Genomic DNA, 19,305 nt, shown 5'->3' on the forward strand with positions numbered 1-19,305 from the left:
AGGACGTAACTTATGCTGAGGTTATAGCGTGTGCGACGTAAAGCTTTTACTAAAAATTAATTCTCACACTAAAATTAGGCGTGAATTTCAAGGATTCATTGTTAATTTCTGAAAGCGCTCCTTCAGCATCCTTAATATAGTAACGGTTAATAATATTGGTGTGATTAAAAATATTCCAAAGTGCAATACCAACTTCAGTATTACTAGTGTCAGAGAGGTCTATACGGTAGGACGCTGAGACGTCTGTTCTAAAATAATCCTCTAAACGTGCACCGTTAGGACTCTTGTATTGTATCGTATTGGTATTAGGGTCTTGAGATTCTGAAGGTAAGGTATACGGCCGTCCTGAATGCCAATTAAAACTCATGCCTAGTTGTAAAGCGTTTTTATTGTAGGTGAGCGAAGCGTTAGCAACATGTCTTAAATCTAAGGTGTTTGGAAATAACTCGCCTTGATTTAAAGTTTCAAAATGGTAATCATTTTTACTATATGTATAGCCCAACCAAGTATTAAACAGGCCTAAGCGTTTATGAATTAAAAAATCAACCCCTCGTACTTTGTAAGATCCTATGGTGTTTATAAACTGATATTGGTTCTGAAACCCTTGGCTTCTCGTAGTGATATCATTGACCACTTTATAATAGCCTTCTACAGAGACTAGTAAATTATTATGGTTATAGCTAAGGCCTAAAGAGGCTTGTTCGCTTGTCATTAAAGGCACGTCATTACCATTGGCTAATTGCCAACGACGCTTTTCTATACCGAAAAAATCTTGTTGTAGATCGATGATTTGTGTAATGGATTGGCTTTTTAATTCGCCTAAAATTTCAAGTCTGAAAAAATCAAAAAACTGATAATTTACCGAAAACCGAGGTTCTATTTTAAAGCTGGCTAATTGGTCAAAATAATTAATTCTAGACCCCAATCTAATATGGGTTTTACGAGAAGGGGTGTACCATTCAATTTCACCGAATAAGGCATGAGATCGTATGATTTCTTTCGTATAACTCGTAAAATTTGGAGCGCTTACATCTTCAAAATAAGCCACACTGACTTCATTAAATTGATAGCCTGTATTAATATTCAGATCCGTATTTACGGTTTTTGTAAAGTCTAAGCGTAAACCATAGTCTTCAACTTTATTTTCTTGTGTTAGTACAAGATTATCGTGTACGTTTTCATTTTTGGCATCTAAGTCGTACTGCGAATAATAAAGTTCAATAGTGCTTTTAAACTGGTTATTGAACGCTTTTGTATAATTGGCGCTTGCCCCGTAGGTCAATTGGTTGAGTTTACTTTTTGTTTCTTCTAAACGGTGTTCTGTAGAAATGTAGGCTTGGTTGTAATCCAAACGATTCCGAATCGCTAAAGCATTAAACCTGAATTTTGAAGTTGCATTAATATCGTATAAAAACTTCGCATTAAAATCGTAAAATAAAAATCGTTCGTCTAAGGCTAAAGCATTGTTTGTGGCATTGCTGTTATTGAGTTCAGAATCTTGAAAGATGCGTTTAAAATAGGCATCATAAGTTTGGGTCACCATCACATCTGTATAGGCGCGTCTGGCCGAAAGTTGAATTTCGGATTTTGGAGATATCGGGGTTTTGGCAAATCCGTCAACACTGAGAAGATTACCACCAATGCTGGCTTGCGTTTTATGGTCAATGACATCTTTACTTTTAATAGCAATGGTACTTGATACGGCATCGCCAAACCGTGCACTCGTTCCATTTTTTGAAATAGAAATCTCTTCCGTGAGATAGGGATTAAACGCTGAAATTAATCCGAAGAAATGTCCCGATTGATACATGCGAATCCCTTCGTATAAAATTAAATTTTGGTCGTTGGTTCCGCCTCTAATATTAATGTTAGAGATTCGTTCGTCTATACTGATAATTCCAGGTAAATTTTGAATAATTTGTAAAACATCCGGTTCTATAAGACCAGGGAGCATATTAAAGCCTTTAGTGTTCGCTTTAATGGTTCCGTTGTTTAATTTTGAAATACCCTTGGTTAAATAATTGGTCACAACGACTTCATTAAGACGCTGTGTGTGCTGAGGCTCATTTTTGACAGCTTTTAGCGCAATGGTTATAAACCGACTATTTAAAATTTTAAAATTTAAAGGGGTGTTAGTGCGGAGTTCCTGTAAGGCTTCTTCTAAAGAATAATTAGGATTTAAAGGCTTTACTGATAGGTTTGCAATGGTTTGAGGTTCATAAGAAAACGTGACCTGATGTTTTTTTTCTAATACGGAAAGAATCTGTATAAGTGGCAGTGCATTGGGCTGCGTTTGGCTATAGGCCAACGGTGATAGGGATAAGCTTAGTAAGAAAGATATTAAAATGAGTAGGGGCTTATTCACGTTGTATTAAAATAGACTTTCCTGAAATAGTATAGTTTAAATTTAAGGGAATTGTAACAGATTGCAAGGCTAAATCTAAATCATTATGCGTAAAACTTCCGGTAAACAAACGCGAGCTATCAATATCTTGAGGTGTTATCGTAATGTCGTATTGGTTTTCTAACTCCATAAGAACATATTGTAAGGGTACACTTTTAAAACTACTTTCTCCTAAAAGCCATTCCGGTTGTTCTGGGTTATTTGCTGTTTTGGTTGAGGTCATACCGTAAATAGAGCTGTAGGTATCTCCCGGTTTTAAATTAAAGGATTGATCTTGATGTGTTACGGCTACTGCACCTTCATAACAGGTGACTTCAAAATAATTTTGGCGTTGTTTAACATTAAATTGCGTTCCTAAAACGGTGACTAAACCTTGTGGGGTAATCACATCGAAGGTGGCGCCTTTCGCAACTTTAAAAAAAGCTTCACCTTCTAAATTTACCGATCGAGTTTCGCTCCAACGTCCTTTGTTAAATACAAGTTTAGAATTGGCGTTTAATTCTACAACCGAAGCATCGGGTAAGGCTACTGTAGATTGCTGAGCAATGGGCGTCTCTACGGCAGTATCTAAGGTCGCGGTATAATAATAGAGGCTTAGGCCTAATACTAAAATGGCGGTGATTTTTAAAGCTGGTTTTAACCAAGAACTCTTTTTATGTTGACGCAGTTTTAATTCCTTTTGTAAGGCTAGGTAAGAATGGTCTATGGATAATCCTTCGTTCTTAAATCCTTTTAAAGTCTCATCCATTTGTGTTAAGGGCTTGGCATCTTCAAGTTGCTCAAAAGCAATTTGCTCTTCAGGAGTGAGATTATGGTCTAACCATTTTTTTATGAGTTCTTCTCTATTCATTCGCTTTGTATCCCTTTATAGGGTTTCATTTCTACGGGACTATTTTTTTTGCTTATTACGGCTTCTGTGTATATAACAAGTTAAGAGGTAAATCTCCTACTTTACGGATTCCTTATTTATTATTGAAGCGTTTTAGCGGTGCTATTAGAGTTCTTCAATATCATGTCTTAATTTTTTTAAAGCGCCATAAATACGTTTTTCTACCGCCTTAACGGAGATGCCTAAGAGCTCAGCAATCTCTTTAAACCGTTTGCCTTCAACTCTATTCATTAAAAAGGCAACGCGCTGCGCTTCGGTTAAATTACTGATTGCTTTTTGCAGTTTAAGATGGTATTCTTTCTCCTCAAGTACAAATTGTGGGGTTTCTAGAGTGGTCTGCTTTTTGGGGATTTTATGATATTTTAAAACCACTTTTTCATGGGCCACAGCATTTAACATTAAGTTATTGGCGGTGGTAAATAAATAACTCTTGGCTTTGTCTGGCGTTACTTTTTTACAATTCTGCCAAAGTTTAATAAAGGCCTCCTGAACTTTGTCTTCCGGATTACGATGGTCTCCAAATTTGTAATATAAAAAGTCGTGCAAATTTTTGGCGTGTTTTTTATACAAACGCTCAAATAAATGCGATTCACAAATGTTATTTTGTAAAGGTTGACTCATGGGTATTTTACGGTGCTACAAATTAGAAATAAATTTTTACATAATCAGGGTAGGGGATTTTTGCTCTAACTTGTTATGTAATAAAAAGATAAGGTTCTTAGATTATAAAAATGAAAAGCAACAACATTCTATTTCATGTCCTTTTTGCCCTTTTTTGCCTGATGTCTTGTCAAGAGGAGGTCAGTCAGATTGAAGATCCTACAGATCAGGAAGCCTTAGTTTTTAATTCTAGCTTAGTAGAGGTGTTGCGTAGTACAACTTCTAATTATAAGAGTTCAGATGACTTTTTAGATGGTGCCAGTTGTGTTTCTGTGCAATTGCCTGTAACCCTCATTGTCAATAATGTTGCGATGACTTTAACGAGTGATGCAGAATTGCAGGAATTTCAACTCATGTTGAATACGGCTAATACTACTGAAATTGATTTTAATATCGTTTTTCCTATAACGGTGATTTTATCGGATTATACCACAAGCCTTATTGCTGAAGAAGAAGAACTTGAAAATTTAAGTGCTGCCTGTGAGGGTATAGATTCGTCTTACGCGTCTTGCCTAAATTTTATCTATCCAATTTCGTTTTCCGTTTTTAATGCCAATTTTAATACGGTTGAAATTGTTCAGGTTGAAGACGATCAAGCGTTTTATGAGTTTTTAGGAACGTTGAGTCAGGCTGAAAACAATCTAATTGTAAGTTTAAATTACCCGTTGCATCTAAATCCTTCCTATGGAGACAATTTTACGGTTACTGATAATGATGACTTACTGGTTAATGTAACTTCGGCTGAAACCTTTTGCAATGAAGAGCCTACAAACTGTGTGGAAGATGAAGTCTTAACCCGTTTAGAAGCTTGCTCTTGGTCGCTTGTAGAAAATTCTGATTTTAATAATTTACGTTTTGTGTTTCATGCTGACGGGAGCTTAGAACTTTTAGAAGGTCTTATTGAATCTGAAATTATAGGGAGTTGGAATCTATCTTCAACAAATGGTGAGATAATGTTGACGTTTTCAGATTTAACCACATTTGAAACCGATTTAGAAGGAAATTGGATTATTGAAGATTGTAGCGGTGACGACTTCACCATAAGTCAAAATTCAACAACATACCTTTTAGAGCAGCAATGCGACTTGGATGCACTTTTTAATTGTTTTAATGATTTTGAATTGGTAGCATGTGCGGACCTTAACGGTGAGGCCGTATTTAATTTAAGCGCCCAAACGATAGAAACGATAAGTTGTACTGAAACTTACAATGCCACTTTTTTTACTTCTCAAAGTGATGCGCAATCCCACAGTAATCCTATTCCAGATCCAGAAGCTTATATCTCAGCAACCGAAACGCTATTCTTAAAAATAGAAGCGGCAGAAGGCGAGTTTCAACTGTATTCCGTGTTCTTAAATGCCGTTGGTTGTAATGATTTCGAATGTTTTGATGCTGAAAATCAGGTGTTGGAAACCTGCTATACCGATACAGCGGTGCTGTATGCCTTTAATCTTATGTTTGCTTATCAAGAGTGTACTGCGGAGACCATCACCTTTTATGAACAATTAATGGAGGCGGAAACCGAAGTAAATCCTATTTCAGATCCTACCGCATATCAAACCGCTTTACTTAACACTACCGTATATGCTCGAGTTGAAATTAATCAGCAATTTCAAATCTATCCGATAACCTTAAATGTGGTGACTTGTAATGAAGAAAGTTGTAATGCAACGACTGTTGAAGCACGTTTAGCCACATGCCTGTGGACCATGAGTAGTTACAACGGAAGCGATAATTTAGACGGGTATACTTTAGATTTTCAATCAGAACCTGGAGTGCTTGAGGTGTATGACGATTCTATTTCAGTAACAGCAGCTTGGTCGGTTTATGAAAATTATGATGGTGTGGGCATTGATTTTTATGGGATATCGACTTCAAACATTCAAGTGATTAACGGCAGTTGGCTCATCATAACATGTCATAGTGATGAGATGATGCTACAGTCTTTAAATGATAATAATCTAGAGATGGTTTTAAACCGTACCTGCGAATAAAATTTTAAGTTGAGTTGATTGAAAAGGAGCCGCTTGCCATGAGGGGCTCTTTTTTTTATTTAAACAACAAAAGGCTTGAGCTAATAGGTTTCGGGCTTGCTACTCATGACAGTTATTTTAGGAGTATAAATCTCATAACTTAAGGCTTCAAATTTAGATTGAACAGAGCCGCATTGCATTCAGAAATCATTTTTCAATATCACATTCGTATTTCCCTCATAAATTCTTAAATTTGCAACTTATTAAAATAACACAGACTGCTTATTTGCAGGCTGGAAACTTAAGACGAGAAACATGTTCAATAATTTAAGTGATAAGTTAGATAAAGCGTTACACGTATTAAAAGGTCATGGAAGCATTACAGAAGTGAATGTTGCTGAGACATTAAAAGAAGTTAGACGTGCGCTTTTAGATGCCGATGTTAACTTTAAAATTGCTAAAGAATTTACCGTTCGTGTAAAAGAAAAAGCACTAGGGCAAGATGTATTAACCACCTTGCAGCCAGGTCAGTTAATGGTGAAAATCGTTAAAGATGAATTAACTGAATTAATGGGAGGTGATGCCGAAGGAATTAATCTTTCTGGTCAGCCAACAGTGATTTTAATGTCTGGTCTTCAGGGATCTGGTAAAACAACCTTTTCAGGTAAACTTGCCAATTATTTAAAAAATAAAAAAACAAAGAAGCCTTTATTAGTGGCTTGTGATGTTTACCGTCCGGCGGCGATTGATCAATTACACGTGGTAGGAGATCAAATTGGTGTTGAGGTTTATAGCGATAAAGGAAATACAGATCCTGTTGCGATTTCTCAAGCTGGTATAGCACACGCTAAAGCTAATGGGCATAATGTGGTTATAATTGATACCGCAGGTCGTTTGGCAGTAGATGAAGCCATGATGACTGAAATCTCTAACATTCATAAAGCTATTGAGCCACAAGAAACCTTATTTGTGGTCGATTCTATGACGGGTCAAGATGCTGTTAATACAGCGAAAGCCTTTAATGATATCTTAAATTTTGATGGTGTTATCCTTACTAAATTAGATGGTGATACCCGTGGTGGTGCTGCCATTTCGATTAAGTCGGTTGTAGATAAGCCAATTAAATTTATTGGTACAGGTGAAAAGATGGAAGCTATTGATGTTTTCTATCCTTCTCGTATGGCCGATCGTATTCTTGGTATGGGAGATGTGGTGTCTTTAGTGGAGCGTGCTCAAGAGCAGTTTGACGAAGACGAAGCAAGAAAACTTCAAAAGAAAATTGCTAAAAACCAATTCGGGTTTGATGATTTCTTAAAACAGATTCAGCAGATCAAGAAAATGGGTAACATGAAAGATTTAGTAGGCATGATTCCTGGTGCAGGAAAAATGATGAAAGATATAGATATTGATGATGATGCATTTAAAGGGATTGAGGCTATTATTCATTCTATGACGCCTGATGAACGTGCTAACCCATCAATTATTAACGCAAGCCGTAAAAAACGAATTGGAAAAGGTTCAGGAACCTCTGTACAAGAAGTGAATCAGCTTCTAAAACAATTTACTCAGATGAGTAAAATGATGAAGATGATGCAAGGTGGTGGCGGAAAACGTATGATGCAGATGATGCAGAATATGCCTAAATAAACCTAAGTACACTATAGAGGGTTTGTTTTACATACAGACTTCAGTAGATTTTAAAATATTTTAATTTATAACCCAGTAATTTTTTGCGCAATAGCGCTTTTGCTAGAAAACAATAACCAAAAGCATGACAATTTTAGACGGAAAGAAAGTAAGTAACGATATTAAAAACGAAATCAAAGCTGAGGTCGATAAGATGAAGGCTAATGGTGAAAAGGTTCCGCATCTCGCAGCAGTTATTGTTGGTAATGATGGTGCCAGTTTAACGTACGTTGGTAGTAAGGTAAGAGCTTGTGAGCGCGTAGGGTTTGAATCTACAATGGTACGTTTATCTAATACGACAAGTGAAATTGAATTATTAGATAAAATTGATGAGTTAAATAAGAATGACGATATCGATGGTTTTATTATTCAATTGCCATTGCCACCGCAAATTAATACCCAAAAAGTATTAATGGCTGTAGATCCTAACAAAGATGTTGACGGATTCCACCCAATGAACTTTGGTAAAATGTCTTTAGACATGTCTACTTTTATTCCTGCGACACCGTTTGGAATTTTAGAATTATTAGACCGTTATGGGGTAGAAACAAAAGGGAAGCATACTGTTGTAATTGGCCGTTCTCATATTGTGGGACGCCCAATGAGTATTTTAATGGGAAGAAAAGGTTTTCCAGGAAACTCTACAGTAACCTTAACGCACAGTCATACAAAGAATATTACTCAGATAACTTCTCAAGCGGATATTATTATTTCTGCCTTAGGTATTCCTAAGTTCTTAAAAGCTGAAATGGTGAAGGATGACGCTGTTATTATTGATGTTGGAATTACAAGAGTTCCTGATGATTCTGAAAAAGGATACTATATCACAGGAGATGTCGATTTTGCTACAGTTAGTAAAAAAGCGAGTTTTATAACACCTGTTCCTGGTGGAGTAGGACCAATGACTATTGCGATGCTGTTAAAGAATACATTAATAGCAAGAGATCAACATAGAAATAATAACTAAGAATTAGTTAATCATAAAATAAAAGGGCAATAATTTTAATTATTGCCCTTTTATTATGTGCTAGATTTAAATTTGAAAAGCTTTTTATTTCGCAAATAGTTGACTTCGGTCTTTAAAGGCTTTAAACTCTAAAGCATTTCCTGACGGGTCTTTAAAAAACATCGTGGCTTGTTCACCTACCTGACCTTCAAAACGAATGTAAGGTTCTATAACAAATTCTATAGACTTAGATTTTAATAATTCAGCAAAGTCATGAAAAACATCCCAATCTAAAACCACCCCAAAATGAGGAACCGGCACATCTTTACCGTCAACCACATTGATAATGTTTTGGTCGGCTTCTTTTTCTTTATAATGAATAACCAATTGGTGGCCAAAGAAATTATAATCAACCCAATGTGAACTGCTTCGTCCTTCTTCAAAATTTAAAACCTCGGTGTAAAAATGTCTACACTCAGAAAGGTTGTCTGCAGGGATTGCAAGGTGAAAGGGGGATAGAGCCATAATTAACGTCTGTTTTTTCTAAGGGTGTTTTGACTTTCTTCAAAAGTTTTATCAGAATCGGCAATAAGGGCACTCAAAGTTTTAAACTCCTCTTGTGTTAATTCTCTATACTGTCCTATAGGCACATCAAGTTTTATATTCATAATTCTTACTCGCTTTAAGGTTTGTACTTCGTAATTTAAGTATTCGCACATACGACGGATCTGACGGTTTAGACCTTGAGTTAGGATAATACTAAACGTGAATTTATCTATTTTTTTCACAACACACTTTTTAGTACGTTGCCCTAAGTCTTCAATATAAATTCCTCCAGACATACGTTCTATAAAGGTTTGAGAAATAGGAATATCTACAGTGACAATGTACTCTTTTTCGTGATTATTACTTGCTCTTAATATCTTATTAACAATATCGCCATCATCAGTGAGTAAAATAAGACCTTCACTAGGTTTATCTAAACGACCAATAGGAAATATACGCTTTGGATAATTAATATAATCTATAATATTATCTTTCTCTACACGTGTATCTGTGGTACAAACAATACCAACGGGTTTATTAAAAGCGAGGTATACGAAATCTTGTTGACGTTGGCCAATGACTTCTCCGTCTACTTTTACAATATCGTCTGGAGATACTTTTGTGCCCATTTCTGGGACCACATCGTTTATAGTTACACGACCCGCATCAATTAATCGGTCTGCAGCTCGGCGAGAGCAGTAACCGGCTTCGCTGAGGTATTTGTTAAGGCGTTTTAGTTCTTGTGACATCTTGCAAAAATACAATAAAGATTACGCATTAATGAAATCTATAATCTTTGGGGTTAAGGATTCGTCTTTTAAACCATGGCCAAAACCAGAGGTGGTTACAAACTCTGCGTTTTTGTAACGGTTTGCTATGAGTTGCCCATCTTCATAAGGAATAATTTGGTCCTTTTTATCATGGATCACTAAGCCTTTTGCCACAATAGACTCCGTAAAGTTAGCCGTAGAAAAGTAAGACACAGGTTGTTTAAAACGATTTAATATAATGGAATCTAAACCTTTTGAGATTCTTTTGTTAAACCCCATCATACTTTTATACCGATCAAAAACACCTGTAAAGTGTGCCGGTGCTCCTAATAAGACCAGTTTTTCAATAGAGGGAAGTTCATGGTTATGCAACGAGAATACACTTGCCATACCACCAACAGAATGTCCCATGAGAACTTCTGGTTGAAACTTTTTAATTATAGTTGCAATAAATTCTGAATATAAAATGGCATTAAACTGTTTGCCATCAGATCGTCCATGTGCAGGTGCATCTAAGGCTATAATATTATAGTCTTGTGCCTGTAGGTCTTTTAGAATATAATTCCAACGTGAGGTGTTACTTTCCCAACCATGCGCTAAGAGAACGGTTTTTCCTTTTCCTACCCATCGGTAAGTAGCGATGTCCATGTTATTATACCGGGTTTCTTCAAAAAAAGCCGAATTAATAATCTGTTTTTGGTAATCGTTATAACGCCCTTTTCTTGGCGATGCAAATAGGTTAATGGCTCTCTTAGCTGCAAATTTTGTTGAGATGATACTCGATGCATTAAGTGCGCCGCCTATAGATTTTACAATAAAACTACTCATAGGACTAATCTTCTCTATTAACCGCATCCATAGTAAAGGCTGGGCGGCAAATGGCTAAATATTCACAAGGTTCTGTAAACGGATTTGAGTATTGAAGCCTTGTGTTTTTTTCAACTTTAATAGATTGACCGGCTTCTAAAATAATAGTTTCACCGTCTATAATAAATTGCTTCTTACCTTTTATAATGAAGGTGTATTCGTCAAACTCTGGTGTCTGAAAAGGTTCAGACCAGCCTGCTGGCGCTATCATATGTGCAATGCTTATGTCGCTATTACCGTCACTAGCTTGCCCAAAGTGTTCTTTTATTACTTTTCCGTCTGTTGTAGGAACAACAAAAGGAGCATTCTGTATGGTGTATTTTTTCATGTTATCTCGTTCTATTTTTTATATTACCAATGCAACATAAAAAATTTAATTTTTGCTTTTTCAGGAATTTGAAGCGGGTCTATAACTAAGTCCCTGTCAAATCGCATACTTGCAGGTAATTCATTTTTATCAATAGTGAAAGAGGCATTGATCTCATTTACAGAGACCACAATAACATTGATAAGGTTATCTATTTTAGAGATTTTGTAATTGTCTCTAAGCGCTTTAAATGTACTTATTGTAGAAATATCTTTGTCCGTCTTATAACGTTCGTCAATAATACGTACAGTAGAAATGACAGACATGGAATCTAAAGGTGTTTTAGGAGATAAATCTAAAAGTTTTTTACCGCCTTTCTCAAAGACTTCAATAGTGTTTCCTCCACCATAAATTTGGTTTCTATTATTAACGTTTACTACAGAGTCTTTGCTAAAAATGGTTTCTAAATCTTTAACTTTTGTAGAATCGTTTAATAACCCGATATGATCTTTTTTTATTAAAAACGGATTGCTATTGTCCGTTGTACAACTTGTAATGATAAGCGAAGCAGCAAGGGCTGCTAAAAAGGGTTTATTCATGTTTAATTTTTACAATTTATTTAATCATTTTACTGAGAATACCAAGAACGCTTCTAATAACTGTAGCGCTCGTTAAAACCTTTACTAAAGGATTCATACGCGTGCTTTGACGTCGCGATGTTTTTTTAGTGGCCGCACGTTTTAGGGCTTCCTTTTCTTCTTGGGCTTTTTGTTTGGCTTCTTCAGCTTCAGCTTGTTTAATTTTTTTATTAAGCATCTCGTAAGCACTCTCACGATCTATAGTTTCATTGTATTTCCTAGCCAGTTTAGATTCTGCTATAAGTCCGCTTAATTCACTATCCGTTAAAACATCCATTCTACTCATTGGTGCTCGTAATAGTGTTGCAGCTAATGGAGTAGGTTTTCCTTTTTCATCTAAAGCAGAGACTAAAGCTTCTCCAATTCCTAATGACGTCAGCACATCAGCAGTGTCGTAATATTCCGTGTCAGGGTAATTCTGTGCTGTAAGTTTTATGGCTTTTCGGTCTTTTGCTGTAAAAGCTCTTAAAGCATGTTGCACTTTTAAACCAAGTTGGCCTAAGACTTCCTCAGGAACATCCGTTGGATTTTGAGTTACAAAATATAAGCCGACCCCTTTACTACGAATTAGTTTTACAATACTTTCTATCTGATCTAATAAGGCATCAGAAGCTTCATTGAAAATTAAATGAGCTTCGTCAATAAACATAATGAGTTCCGGACGTCCACTATCGCCTTGTTCCGGAAATGTAGAATAAATTTCGGCGAGTAAACTCAACATAAACGTTGAGAATAACTTAGGTTTATCTTGAATATCGGTTAGTCGAAGTATATTGATATAACCTCTTCCTTGGTCGTCAACACGTAATAAATCTTCAGTATCAAATGATTTTTCACCGAAGAATAAGTCACCACCTTGTTGTTCTATTTCTATTATTTTTCTAAGAATAGCACCGGTAGAGGCTGTTGAAATTCGTCCATAAGCTTTTTGAAACTCTTCTTTCCCTTCATTAGTGGCATATTGCAAGATCTTCTTAAAATCTTTTAGGTCTAATAGCGGCAGGTGGTTATCATCACAATATTTAAAAATAACCGAAATAATACCAGCTTGGGTTTCGGTAACATCTAAAATTCTTGAGATTAACACCGGGCCAAATTCACTTATGGTAGCCCGTAAGCGCACGCCGTCTTGTTCTGATAAGGTTAGCATTTCAACAGGAAAAGCTTGAGGATTAAAAGGTAAGCCAATTTGTTGGTGACGCTCGTCTATTTTAGCATGGCCAGGACTTGGTTTTGCAAGTCCACTTAAATCCCCTTTTATATCCATAAGTAAAACCGGAACCCCTTTTTCTGAAAGATTTTCAGCCAAAACTTGTAGTGTTTTAGTTTTTCCGGTACCTGTAGCCCCAGCAATTAGCCCATGTCGGTTCATGGTTTTTAGCGGCACATTAACAAAAGTATTGGTCATGGTTTGGCCCTCTAACATTGCAGCGCCTAGGGTAATATACTCACCTTTACAGGTGTTTCCGTCAGTAATTTCTTTTACGAAAGCTTCAGAGTTCTTCATTCATCAGAAAATTTGTATAAAAATAATGTAATTTACTCAGCTATGAAACAGTTTTCACATTCATACTTTAGCAAAGATAGCTGTTGGTCCTTGTGTTTATTGGACTTGCCGAATAAAATTTAACCTGTAGATTAGTGGGTGTAGAGATGGTGACTGACAACTAAATAACTATCTTTGCAGCCTTATGACAAGAAGAGAACGACAAGAATTAATAGATAAAGGTTTATTATTACCTTTAATGGAAGAATTTTACACCATTCAAGGTGAGGGATTTCACAAAGGAACAGCGGCTTATTTTGTAAGAATAGGAGGGTGTGATGTGGGATGCCATTGGTGCGATGTAAAAGAAAGCTGGTTGGCCGAGTTACATCCGCCTACAGCAACAGAGAAGATTGTAGATAATGCTGTAAAATATAGTAATACTATTATTGTTACCGGTGGAGAGCCTTTAACTTGGGACATGGGGCCGCTTACAGCGCAGTTAAAAGCTAAAGGGGTTCAAACACATATTGAAACTTCTGGAGCTTACAAACTAACAGGGGAGTGGGACTGGATCTGTCTATCGCCTAAAAAAATGAAATTACCTACAAAAGAAGTTTATGAGAAAGCTCATGAGCTAAAATGTATTATTTATAATAATGACGATTTTAAGTTTGCTGAAGAGCAAGCAGAAAAAGTTAACGGAGATTGTATTTTGTATCTGCAACCCGAGTGGAGTAAACGCGATAAAGTTATTCCTAAAATTGTAGATTATGTTATGGACCATCCAAAATGGAAAGTGTCGTTACAAACCCATAAATATTTAAATATTCCTTAGTGAGCCTAAAGCGAATTATTTAAAACAAAAAAAGTTCCGTTGATATAATCAGCGGAACTTTTTTACTTTATAAAAAGGATATTATTTTGTAAACGGTACAGCAGCTCTTATTGTGCCCCAACCTAAATGCATATCAACACCTTTTTCAGATTTATCAAAAGCAATAGAAAATGCTTCTAAAGATTCTTTAGCTGTTGTTACAGGCACAGAAATACGTGCTACATCATTGTCTTCATTATAAAAATAGCTTCCCCAAACATTAAGGTCTGTATTTATAATGGCTGTCCATTCTTTCTGACCAGGAATAACATAAAATGTGTAGGTTCCTGCTTTTACCAATTGTCCGCCTAATTTCATGTCTGTATAAAGCGTAAGCTCAGCTGCTTCATTAGCACCAACGCGCCATACATCTCCTTCTTTTACTAATTCTTCTACGGCACGTCCCTTTAATTGAGGACGACTGTAAGTAATTTTAATCAGTTTGTTAGCCTCTTTGTAACTCGTAGGAAATGATGCGGCATCCATTGGGCTTTTGTCTAAACCTTTAAATTCTTGTGCACTCACATTCAGCGTTAAAAGGAATAGCAATGCAAAAGCTATTGAGGTCATTAGGTTTGATTTTTTCATAAGTCTTTAGGTGTTAGTTGTTTTTGTTAAATGCGTTTATAATTTACTAACTAGTCGTAATTAATGTGTAAAATTTACAGTTTCATAGCTAAAGGAGTTATAAAGTCGTTATTTTGTTTTAATATGAATATAATAGATGGTTTTAAGTTGTAATTTAAAACCATTATGTGTTTATCTGTTTTTAAAATGAAAGTTTAATTTCATATTTGTACTGTAATTAATAATTAATGGCTTGATTTTAGAAGTCATATCCTAATAAAAATAAAAGTTATGTGCGGAATAGTATGTGCGTTTGATATAAAACAGAAAGTAGACGATTTAAGACCTCAAGTATTAGAAATGGCGAAAGTTATCCGTCATCGTGGTCCAGATTGGAGTGGTATTTTTAGTGATGACAAGGCGATAATGGCGCATGAGCGTCTAGCGATAGTAGATCCAGCTTCTGGTAAGCAACCTTTATTCAGTCCTGATAAAAAATTAGTTTTAGCAGCAAATGGAGAAATCTATAACCACAGAGAACTGCGTCAGCAATTTGAAGGGAAATATGATTTTCAGACCGAGAGTGACTGTGAGGTGATTCTTGCTTTATACCAAGAAAAAGGTGTGGATTTTGTAGATGAAATGAACGGTATTTTTGGCTTTGCCATTTATGATGCTGAAAAAGATGAGTATTTTATTGCAAGAGACCATATGGGAATTATTCCTTTATACATCGGATGGGATAAAAGTGGAACTTTCTATGTGGCATCAGAATTAAAAGCTTTGGAAGGTATCTGTACTAAAATTGAACTGTTTCCTCCAGGACATTATATGTCGAGTAAAGATGGTGAATTTGTACAGTGGTACAAACGCGATTGGAAAACCTATGAGGCGGTAAAAGAAAATGAAACTAGTATAGCTGAAGTTAAAGAAGCTTTAGAAGCGGCCGTACACAGACAATTAATGAGTGATGTGCCTTACGGGGTATTATTATCAGGAGGTTTAGATTCTTCAGTGACCTCTGCTATAGCAAAAAAATATTCTGAAAAACGTATTGAAGCCGATGACCAAGAAAAAGCATGGTGGCCACAATTACACTCGTTCTCTGTTGGATTAGAGGGGTCTCCAGATTTAGCGGCAGCTAAAAAAGTGGCCGATCATATTGGTACGGTACACCATGAAATTAAATTTACCATACAAGAAGGGTTAGATGCTATTAAAGATGTAATCTACAACATTGAAACTTATGATATAACAACTATTCGTTCGTCAACACCTATGTATTTAATGGCTCGTGTAATTAAATCTATGGGAATAAAAATGGTGCTTTCAGGGGAGGGAGCTGATGAGTTATTTGGAGGATATTTATACTTTCATAAAGCGCCAGACGCTCAAGAGTTTCATGAAGAGACTGTACGTAAACTCGATAAGTTACATATGTACGATTGCTTAAGAGCGAACAAAAGTTTAGCCGCTTGGGGTATTGAAGGTCGTGTGCCATTTTTAGATAAAGAGTTTATGGATGTGGCTATGCGCATTAACCCTAAGGATAAAATGATTAACGGGGAGCGTATGGAAAAATGGGTTATCCGTAAAGCTTTTGAAGATTATATTCCTGAAAGTGTAGCATGGCGACAAAAAGAACAGTTTTCAGATGGTGTTGGGTATAGCTGGATTGATACCTTAAAAGAATTGGTAGAAAAAGAAGTTTCTGATGAGCAAATTGAAAATGCAAAATTCCGTTTTCCAATTAACACGCCATTAAACAAAGAAGAGTATTATTACCGCTCTATATTTGAAGGTCATTTCCCTAGTGACGCTGCGGCATTAAGTGTGCCACAAGAAGCTAGTGTTGCCTGTAGTACAGCCACGGCTTTAGAATGGGACGAAGCCTTTAAAAACATGAACGATCCTTCGGGGAGAGCGGTTGCTAAAGTGCATTCCGATTCGTACGTAAAAGCTTAAACTATTTTAATTACGATGATAAAAGACCAATCAAAATAAGATTGGTCTTTTTTTTTATACCCACATTGTTGTAAATTCATCATCTTAATTAAAGTTATGAGCTTACCAAATTTTACAAACTTTCTTATTGAAAAAGGAGGACTGACAGCAGAAGAAGTTCTTCAGGTTACACCTTTTATGCGAACAGAAACCGTAGCTAACAATGCGTTTTTATTAAAAGCAGGTGAGGTGTGTTCGCATTCGTTTTTTGTTGAAAGTGGTGTGCTTCGTCTTTATGCCTTAAATGAAGAAGGAAAAGAGAATATCTTACAATTTGCAACTGAAAATGGTATTGTTAGCGACCGTGGAAGTGTGTTTTTTCAAGAACCCTCTACCTATTATATCGATGCTATAGAACCTACCGTTGTGGTGTTGTTTGATGAAGCATTTGTAAATGAAGTCGCCAAAGTGAATTCAAGTTTTAGAGTGCATAACGAAAAATTATTACAGAATCATATTCGTCATTTATACAAACGCGTCAGTTTGTTAATTGGTGCTTCGGCTAAGGTGCGCTATTTAGAATTTGTACAGCGACACCCCGACCTTATGCTGCGTGTACCACAATGGATGATTGCTTCCTATTTAGGGATTACTCCAGAAAGTCTAAGTCGGGTACGTAAAGCCTTGGCGGCAGAAAACTTTAAATCTAATTAAAGTCCATTCTTAAATGGTATAGCACAGTGCTTCTTATCAAATATCAATGCACATGCTTTTATGTTCCCGTAATTTTACAGTCATAAAACAAAGCAGCTATGAGACAATTAGAAGTGTTAGTGGTAACCAAAGCGACTACAAATCCGAGAATTTTAAATTGGAAGGTCTCTACAGTGCGTCATGTAGAGCAAGCAATTGAGCACCTGCAACGGCATCATTTTGCTGTGGTTGCGCTCTCTAGTACGTTAAGTGAATCCGATAAAAAGAAGTTAAACTCTCTTCTTCCTCTACTAAAGGAGAATTTAGTGTTGGTGGAATATACCGAGGATAGCAGTTTAGCTGAAACGGTTAAAGCAGCGTATTGGAAGACCAAGAAGCCCAACGCTCAGACCAATTATCTCGATAACTCATTAGCATTAAACTTAGCGCAACGCTTATAATTTAATACCTAAAACGATTATGAAAACATATAAAGAAAGACAAATAGAAAAAGTAACCGCACCAGGAACACCACATTTTGTTGGTGATGGATTTAGAGTTCACAATTTTATACCGGGGAGCTCAAGCATGCAGCGTATGGATCCGTTTATTATGCTCGACTATAATTCCAAGTATAATTTTCCGGCGACCGATAAACCAAAAGGTGTGGGCGTACATCCGCACCGTGGGTTCGAAACCGTAACCATTGCTTACAAAGGTTGTGTAGAACATGGCGATAGTGCTGGTGGTGGCGGTATTATTGGCGAAGGAGATGTGCAATGGATGACGGCAGCTTCAGGGGTGTTACATAAAGAATTTCATGAAACCGAATGGAGTAAAACAGGAGGTGAATTTCAAATGGTACAGTTATGGGTTAACTTACCGGCTAAGGATAAAATGAGTGCGCCCAAATACCAAGCCATTGCAAATGCTGAGATTACCAAAGTAGCTTTGCCAAACGCTGCCGGAGAATTAGAAGTAATTGCCGGTGCGTATGAAGGAGAACAAGGTCCGGCGTCTACATTTTCGCCAATTCACATGTATAATGTCAAATTAAAAACCGGAGCTAAAACCCAATTGTCATTTCCTGCTCATTACACCACGGCTATTTTAATGGTTGAAGGCGATGCTGTTATTAATGGAGATACCAAAGCAGAGGAAGATCATTTTGTAATGTTTGGTAACGATGGGGAATCTTTTACCGTTGAAGCTGAAAACAATGCCGTGATTTTAGTGTTAAGTGGAGAACCTCTCAAGGAGCCCATCGCGGCGCATGGTCCTTTTGTAATGAATACAAAAGAGGAATTGATAGACGCATTTCAAGATTTTAATACCGGTAAATTTGGGTACTTAGAAGATTAGTACCTATAAGAAAGCAGCACCATTTTGGGCTGTTTTTTCTTTGTAAGCAAGGACGTCTAATAAACGATAGACCTACTTACTAGGCCAAACAGTTAGGGGGCGCCAAAGACAGTATATTTTTTTACTTTTGAAATTGAAGCCAATTCTACCATTTATAATTTTGGCGGAGAGGCCTTTCTAGATGAACAATTTATAGAATGGAATTTTGTGGCGTCAGATAAAATACCAATTGCAAAAGCTAAAGCAGCTTGGAAGGCAGGCCAGTTTCCAAAAGTCCTTCATGATACCCGGCGTATTCCTTGACCACAACCTAAAGGGGGTGCAGGTGAATCACCATCGAATAAATCTGAAGATTGAAGACGAATTTTATCAGTTTTAATAAAAAAGTCTTCCGTAGAAAAGAAAATAAGCCTAAAAAATAAGCGGTTTGCGCCCATTTTGATTTTTGAAATAGAATCAAAGCGTTGAAAATTACTAAAATCCATTTTAAGGTTGTTTTTAGCCTTTTTAAGCGACTTTTTTAATTTTGAACAAATGTTGATAATTATTGGCTTAGAGGGGTAAAAAGCTTTTTAAATGCGTTTAAAATCCTTATATTTGTTAGTATTCTAAAAATGATACAGCTGTGTCATTTTTTTATGTCAAAAAAGCTCTTAATTTTCGAAATGAAATTGAAGGAAATTGAGATAG

At 36.3% G+C, this 19,305-nt stretch carries 20 protein-coding genes; 9 read left to right on the forward strand and 11 right to left on the reverse strand.

What is annotated here, in order from left to right:
* Positions 1–49: 49 nt before the first annotated feature.
* From DFQ08_RS15300 to DFQ08_RS15310, 3 genes are all read right to left on the reverse strand, one after another.
* Complete coding sequence (locus tag DFQ08_RS15300; RefSeq protein WP_114310916.1) at positions 50–2,365, reverse strand: TonB-dependent receptor; 2,316 nt, start codon at positions 2,363–2,365, stop codon at positions 50–52.
* Positions 2,358–3,254 carry a FecR family protein gene (locus DFQ08_RS15305; RefSeq protein ID WP_114310917.1) on the reverse strand — a complete coding sequence of 299 codons (897 nt, stop codon included), beginning with the start codon at positions 3,252–3,254 and terminating at the stop codon, positions 2,358–2,360. Before DFQ08_RS15305 ends, DFQ08_RS15300 begins: the two co-directional genes overlap by 8 nt.
* 144 nt (positions 3,255–3,398) lie before the next feature.
* Positions 3,399–3,914, reverse strand: a complete 516-nt coding sequence (locus DFQ08_RS15310; protein ID WP_114310918.1) for an RNA polymerase sigma factor — start codon at positions 3,912–3,914, stop codon at positions 3,399–3,401.
* Positions 3,915–4,024: 110 nt separating this feature from the next.
* Here DFQ08_RS15310 and DFQ08_RS15315 point away from each other — a divergent pair, with 110 nt between their 5' ends.
* The 3 genes from DFQ08_RS15315 (at position 4,025) to DFQ08_RS15325 (ending at position 8,579) form a co-directional block, all read left to right on the forward strand.
* Entirely contained in the window at positions 4,025–5,947 is a 1,923-nt protein-coding gene (locus DFQ08_RS15315) for a hypothetical protein (protein WP_147269484.1), read from the forward strand.
* Positions 5,948–6,241: 294 nt separating this feature from the next.
* Entirely contained in the window at positions 6,242–7,573 is a 1,332-nt protein-coding gene (gene ffh / locus DFQ08_RS15320) for a signal recognition particle protein (protein ID WP_114310920.1), read from the forward strand.
* A 124-nt stretch (positions 7,574–7,697) separates the two neighbouring features.
* Positions 7,698–8,579, forward strand: coding sequence for a bifunctional 5,10-methylenetetrahydrofolate dehydrogenase/5,10-methenyltetrahydrofolate cyclohydrolase (locus DFQ08_RS15325; RefSeq protein WP_114310921.1), 882 nt, complete (start codon positions 7,698–7,700; stop codon positions 8,577–8,579).
* 84 nt (positions 8,580–8,663) lie between these two features.
* Here the strand turns inward: DFQ08_RS15325 and DFQ08_RS15330 are convergent, their stop codons facing one another.
* The 6 genes from DFQ08_RS15330 to DFQ08_RS15355 are packed head-to-tail and all read right to left on the reverse strand — an operon-like array spanning position 8,664 to position 13,193.
* Positions 8,664–9,086, reverse strand: coding sequence for a VOC family protein (locus tag DFQ08_RS15330; protein WP_114310922.1), 423 nt, complete (start codon positions 9,084–9,086; stop codon positions 8,664–8,666).
* A complete protein-coding gene (rluF, locus tag DFQ08_RS15335; RefSeq protein ID WP_114310923.1) occupies positions 9,086–9,853 on the reverse strand; it encodes a 23S rRNA pseudouridine(2604) synthase RluF in 768 nt (255 codons plus the stop codon). Before rluF ends, DFQ08_RS15330 begins: the two co-directional genes overlap by 1 nt.
* Before the next feature lie 21 nt (positions 9,854–9,874).
* Positions 9,875–10,702, reverse strand: a complete 828-nt coding sequence (locus tag DFQ08_RS15340; protein WP_114310924.1) for an alpha/beta fold hydrolase — start codon at positions 10,700–10,702, stop codon at positions 9,875–9,877.
* 4 nt (positions 10,703–10,706) lie between these two features.
* Positions 10,707–11,069: a cupin domain-containing protein gene (locus DFQ08_RS15345; protein WP_114310925.1), complete on the reverse strand. Its 363-nt coding sequence runs from the start codon at positions 11,067–11,069 to the stop codon at positions 10,707–10,709.
* A gap of 23 nt (positions 11,070–11,092) precedes the next feature.
* Positions 11,093–11,647: a hypothetical protein gene (locus DFQ08_RS15350; protein WP_114310926.1), complete on the reverse strand. Its 555-nt coding sequence runs from the start codon at positions 11,645–11,647 to the stop codon at positions 11,093–11,095.
* Positions 11,648–11,663: 16 nt separating this feature from the next.
* Positions 11,664–13,193, reverse strand: coding sequence for a helicase HerA-like domain-containing protein (locus DFQ08_RS15355; RefSeq protein WP_114310927.1), 1,530 nt, complete (start codon positions 13,191–13,193; stop codon positions 11,664–11,666).
* 184 nt (positions 13,194–13,377) lie between these two features.
* Between DFQ08_RS15355 and DFQ08_RS15360 the strand changes: the two genes are divergently transcribed.
* The gene (locus DFQ08_RS15360) at positions 13,378–14,010 is read left to right on the forward strand and encodes a 7-carboxy-7-deazaguanine synthase QueE (protein WP_114310928.1); all 633 of its coding nucleotides are present in this window, start codon (positions 13,378–13,380) and stop codon (positions 14,008–14,010) included.
* A gap of 81 nt (positions 14,011–14,091) precedes the next feature.
* Here the strand turns inward: DFQ08_RS15360 and DFQ08_RS15365 are convergent, their stop codons facing one another.
* Complete coding sequence (locus DFQ08_RS15365) at positions 14,092–14,637, reverse strand: DUF2911 domain-containing protein (protein ID WP_114310929.1); 546 nt, start codon at positions 14,635–14,637, stop codon at positions 14,092–14,094.
* Positions 14,638–14,907: 270 nt separating this feature from the next.
* Between DFQ08_RS15365 and asnB the strand changes: the two genes are divergently transcribed.
* From asnB to DFQ08_RS16425, 5 genes are all read left to right on the forward strand, one after another.
* The gene (gene asnB / locus DFQ08_RS15370) at positions 14,908–16,581 is read left to right on the forward strand and encodes an asparagine synthase B (protein ID WP_114310930.1); all 1,674 of its coding nucleotides are present in this window, start codon (positions 14,908–14,910) and stop codon (positions 16,579–16,581) included.
* Between the two features lie 96 nt (positions 16,582–16,677).
* Positions 16,678–17,274 carry a Crp/Fnr family transcriptional regulator gene (locus DFQ08_RS15375; RefSeq protein WP_114310931.1) on the forward strand — a complete coding sequence of 199 codons (597 nt, stop codon included), beginning with the start codon at positions 16,678–16,680 and terminating at the stop codon, positions 17,272–17,274.
* A gap of 98 nt (positions 17,275–17,372) precedes the next feature.
* Entirely contained in the window at positions 17,373–17,714 is a 342-nt protein-coding gene (locus tag DFQ08_RS15380) for a hypothetical protein (RefSeq protein WP_114310932.1), read from the forward strand.
* Positions 17,715–17,733: 19 nt separating this feature from the next.
* Positions 17,734–18,615 (forward strand): pirin family protein, encoded by an 882-nt coding sequence (locus tag DFQ08_RS15385; protein WP_114310933.1) that lies wholly within the window; start codon positions 17,734–17,736, stop codon positions 18,613–18,615.
* 132 nt (positions 18,616–18,747) lie between these two features.
* A complete protein-coding gene (locus tag DFQ08_RS16425; RefSeq protein WP_114310934.1) occupies positions 18,748–18,918 on the forward strand; it encodes a pirin-like C-terminal cupin domain-containing protein in 171 nt (56 codons plus the stop codon).
* On the opposite strand, the gene DFQ08_RS16040 is transcribed toward DFQ08_RS16425, so the two are convergent.
* Positions 18,894–19,100, reverse strand: a complete 207-nt coding sequence (locus DFQ08_RS16040; RefSeq protein ID WP_147269485.1) for a hypothetical protein — start codon at positions 19,098–19,100, stop codon at positions 18,894–18,896. The genes DFQ08_RS16425 and DFQ08_RS16040 overlap by 25 nt on opposite strands.
* Positions 19,101–19,305: the final 205 nt, after the last annotated feature.

The sequence above is a fragment of the Winogradskyella arenosi genome (genome assembly GCF_003337305.1).
Classification (GTDB): domain Bacteria; phylum Bacteroidota; class Bacteroidia; order Flavobacteriales; family Flavobacteriaceae; genus Winogradskyella; species Winogradskyella arenosi.

What these genes read in the sequence shown, in the direction of transcription:
- DFQ08_RS15305 (WP_114310917.1), bottom strand. Translation starts at nt 3,254, where the DNA reads ATGAATAGAGAAGAACTCATAAAAAAATGGTTAGACCATAATCTCACT.
- DFQ08_RS15385 (WP_114310933.1), top strand. Translation starts at nt 17,734, where the DNA reads ATGAAAACATATAAAGAAAGACAAATAGAAAAAGTAACCGCACCAGGA.
- DFQ08_RS15375 (WP_114310931.1), top strand. Translation starts at nt 16,678, where the DNA reads ATGAGCTTACCAAATTTTACAAACTTTCTTATTGAAAAAGGAGGACTG.
- DFQ08_RS16040 (WP_147269485.1), bottom strand. Translation starts at nt 19,100, where the DNA reads ATGGATTTTAGTAATTTTCAACGCTTTGATTCTATTTCAAAAATCAAA.
- ffh (WP_114310920.1), top strand. Translation starts at nt 6,242, where the DNA reads ATGTTCAATAATTTAAGTGATAAGTTAGATAAAGCGTTACACGTATTA.
- DFQ08_RS15380 (WP_114310932.1), top strand. Translation starts at nt 17,373, where the DNA reads ATGAGACAATTAGAAGTGTTAGTGGTAACCAAAGCGACTACAAATCCG.
- DFQ08_RS15340 (WP_114310924.1), bottom strand. Translation starts at nt 10,702, where the DNA reads ATGAGTAGTTTTATTGTAAAATCTATAGGCGGCGCACTTAATGCATCG.
- DFQ08_RS15365 (WP_114310929.1), bottom strand. Translation starts at nt 14,637, where the DNA reads ATGAAAAAATCAAACCTAATGACCTCAATAGCTTTTGCATTGCTATTC.
- rluF (WP_114310923.1), bottom strand. Translation starts at nt 9,853, where the DNA reads ATGTCACAAGAACTAAAACGCCTTAACAAATACCTCAGCGAAGCCGGT.
- DFQ08_RS15350 (WP_114310926.1), bottom strand. Translation starts at nt 11,647, where the DNA reads ATGAATAAACCCTTTTTAGCAGCCCTTGCTGCTTCGCTTATCATTACA.
- DFQ08_RS15345 (WP_114310925.1), bottom strand. Translation starts at nt 11,069, where the DNA reads ATGAAAAAATACACCATACAGAATGCTCCTTTTGTTGTTCCTACAACA.
- DFQ08_RS15325 (WP_114310921.1), top strand. Translation starts at nt 7,698, where the DNA reads ATGACAATTTTAGACGGAAAGAAAGTAAGTAACGATATTAAAAACGAA.
- DFQ08_RS15315 (WP_147269484.1), top strand. Translation starts at nt 4,025, where the DNA reads ATGAAAAGCAACAACATTCTATTTCATGTCCTTTTTGCCCTTTTTTGC.
- DFQ08_RS15310 (WP_114310918.1), bottom strand. Translation starts at nt 3,914, where the DNA reads ATGAGTCAACCTTTACAAAATAACATTTGTGAATCGCATTTATTTGAG.
- DFQ08_RS15355 (WP_114310927.1), bottom strand. Translation starts at nt 13,193, where the DNA reads ATGAAGAACTCTGAAGCTTTCGTAAAAGAAATTACTGACGGAAACACC.
- asnB (WP_114310930.1), top strand. Translation starts at nt 14,908, where the DNA reads ATGTGCGGAATAGTATGTGCGTTTGATATAAAACAGAAAGTAGACGAT.
- DFQ08_RS15360 (WP_114310928.1), top strand. Translation starts at nt 13,378, where the DNA reads ATGACAAGAAGAGAACGACAAGAATTAATAGATAAAGGTTTATTATTA.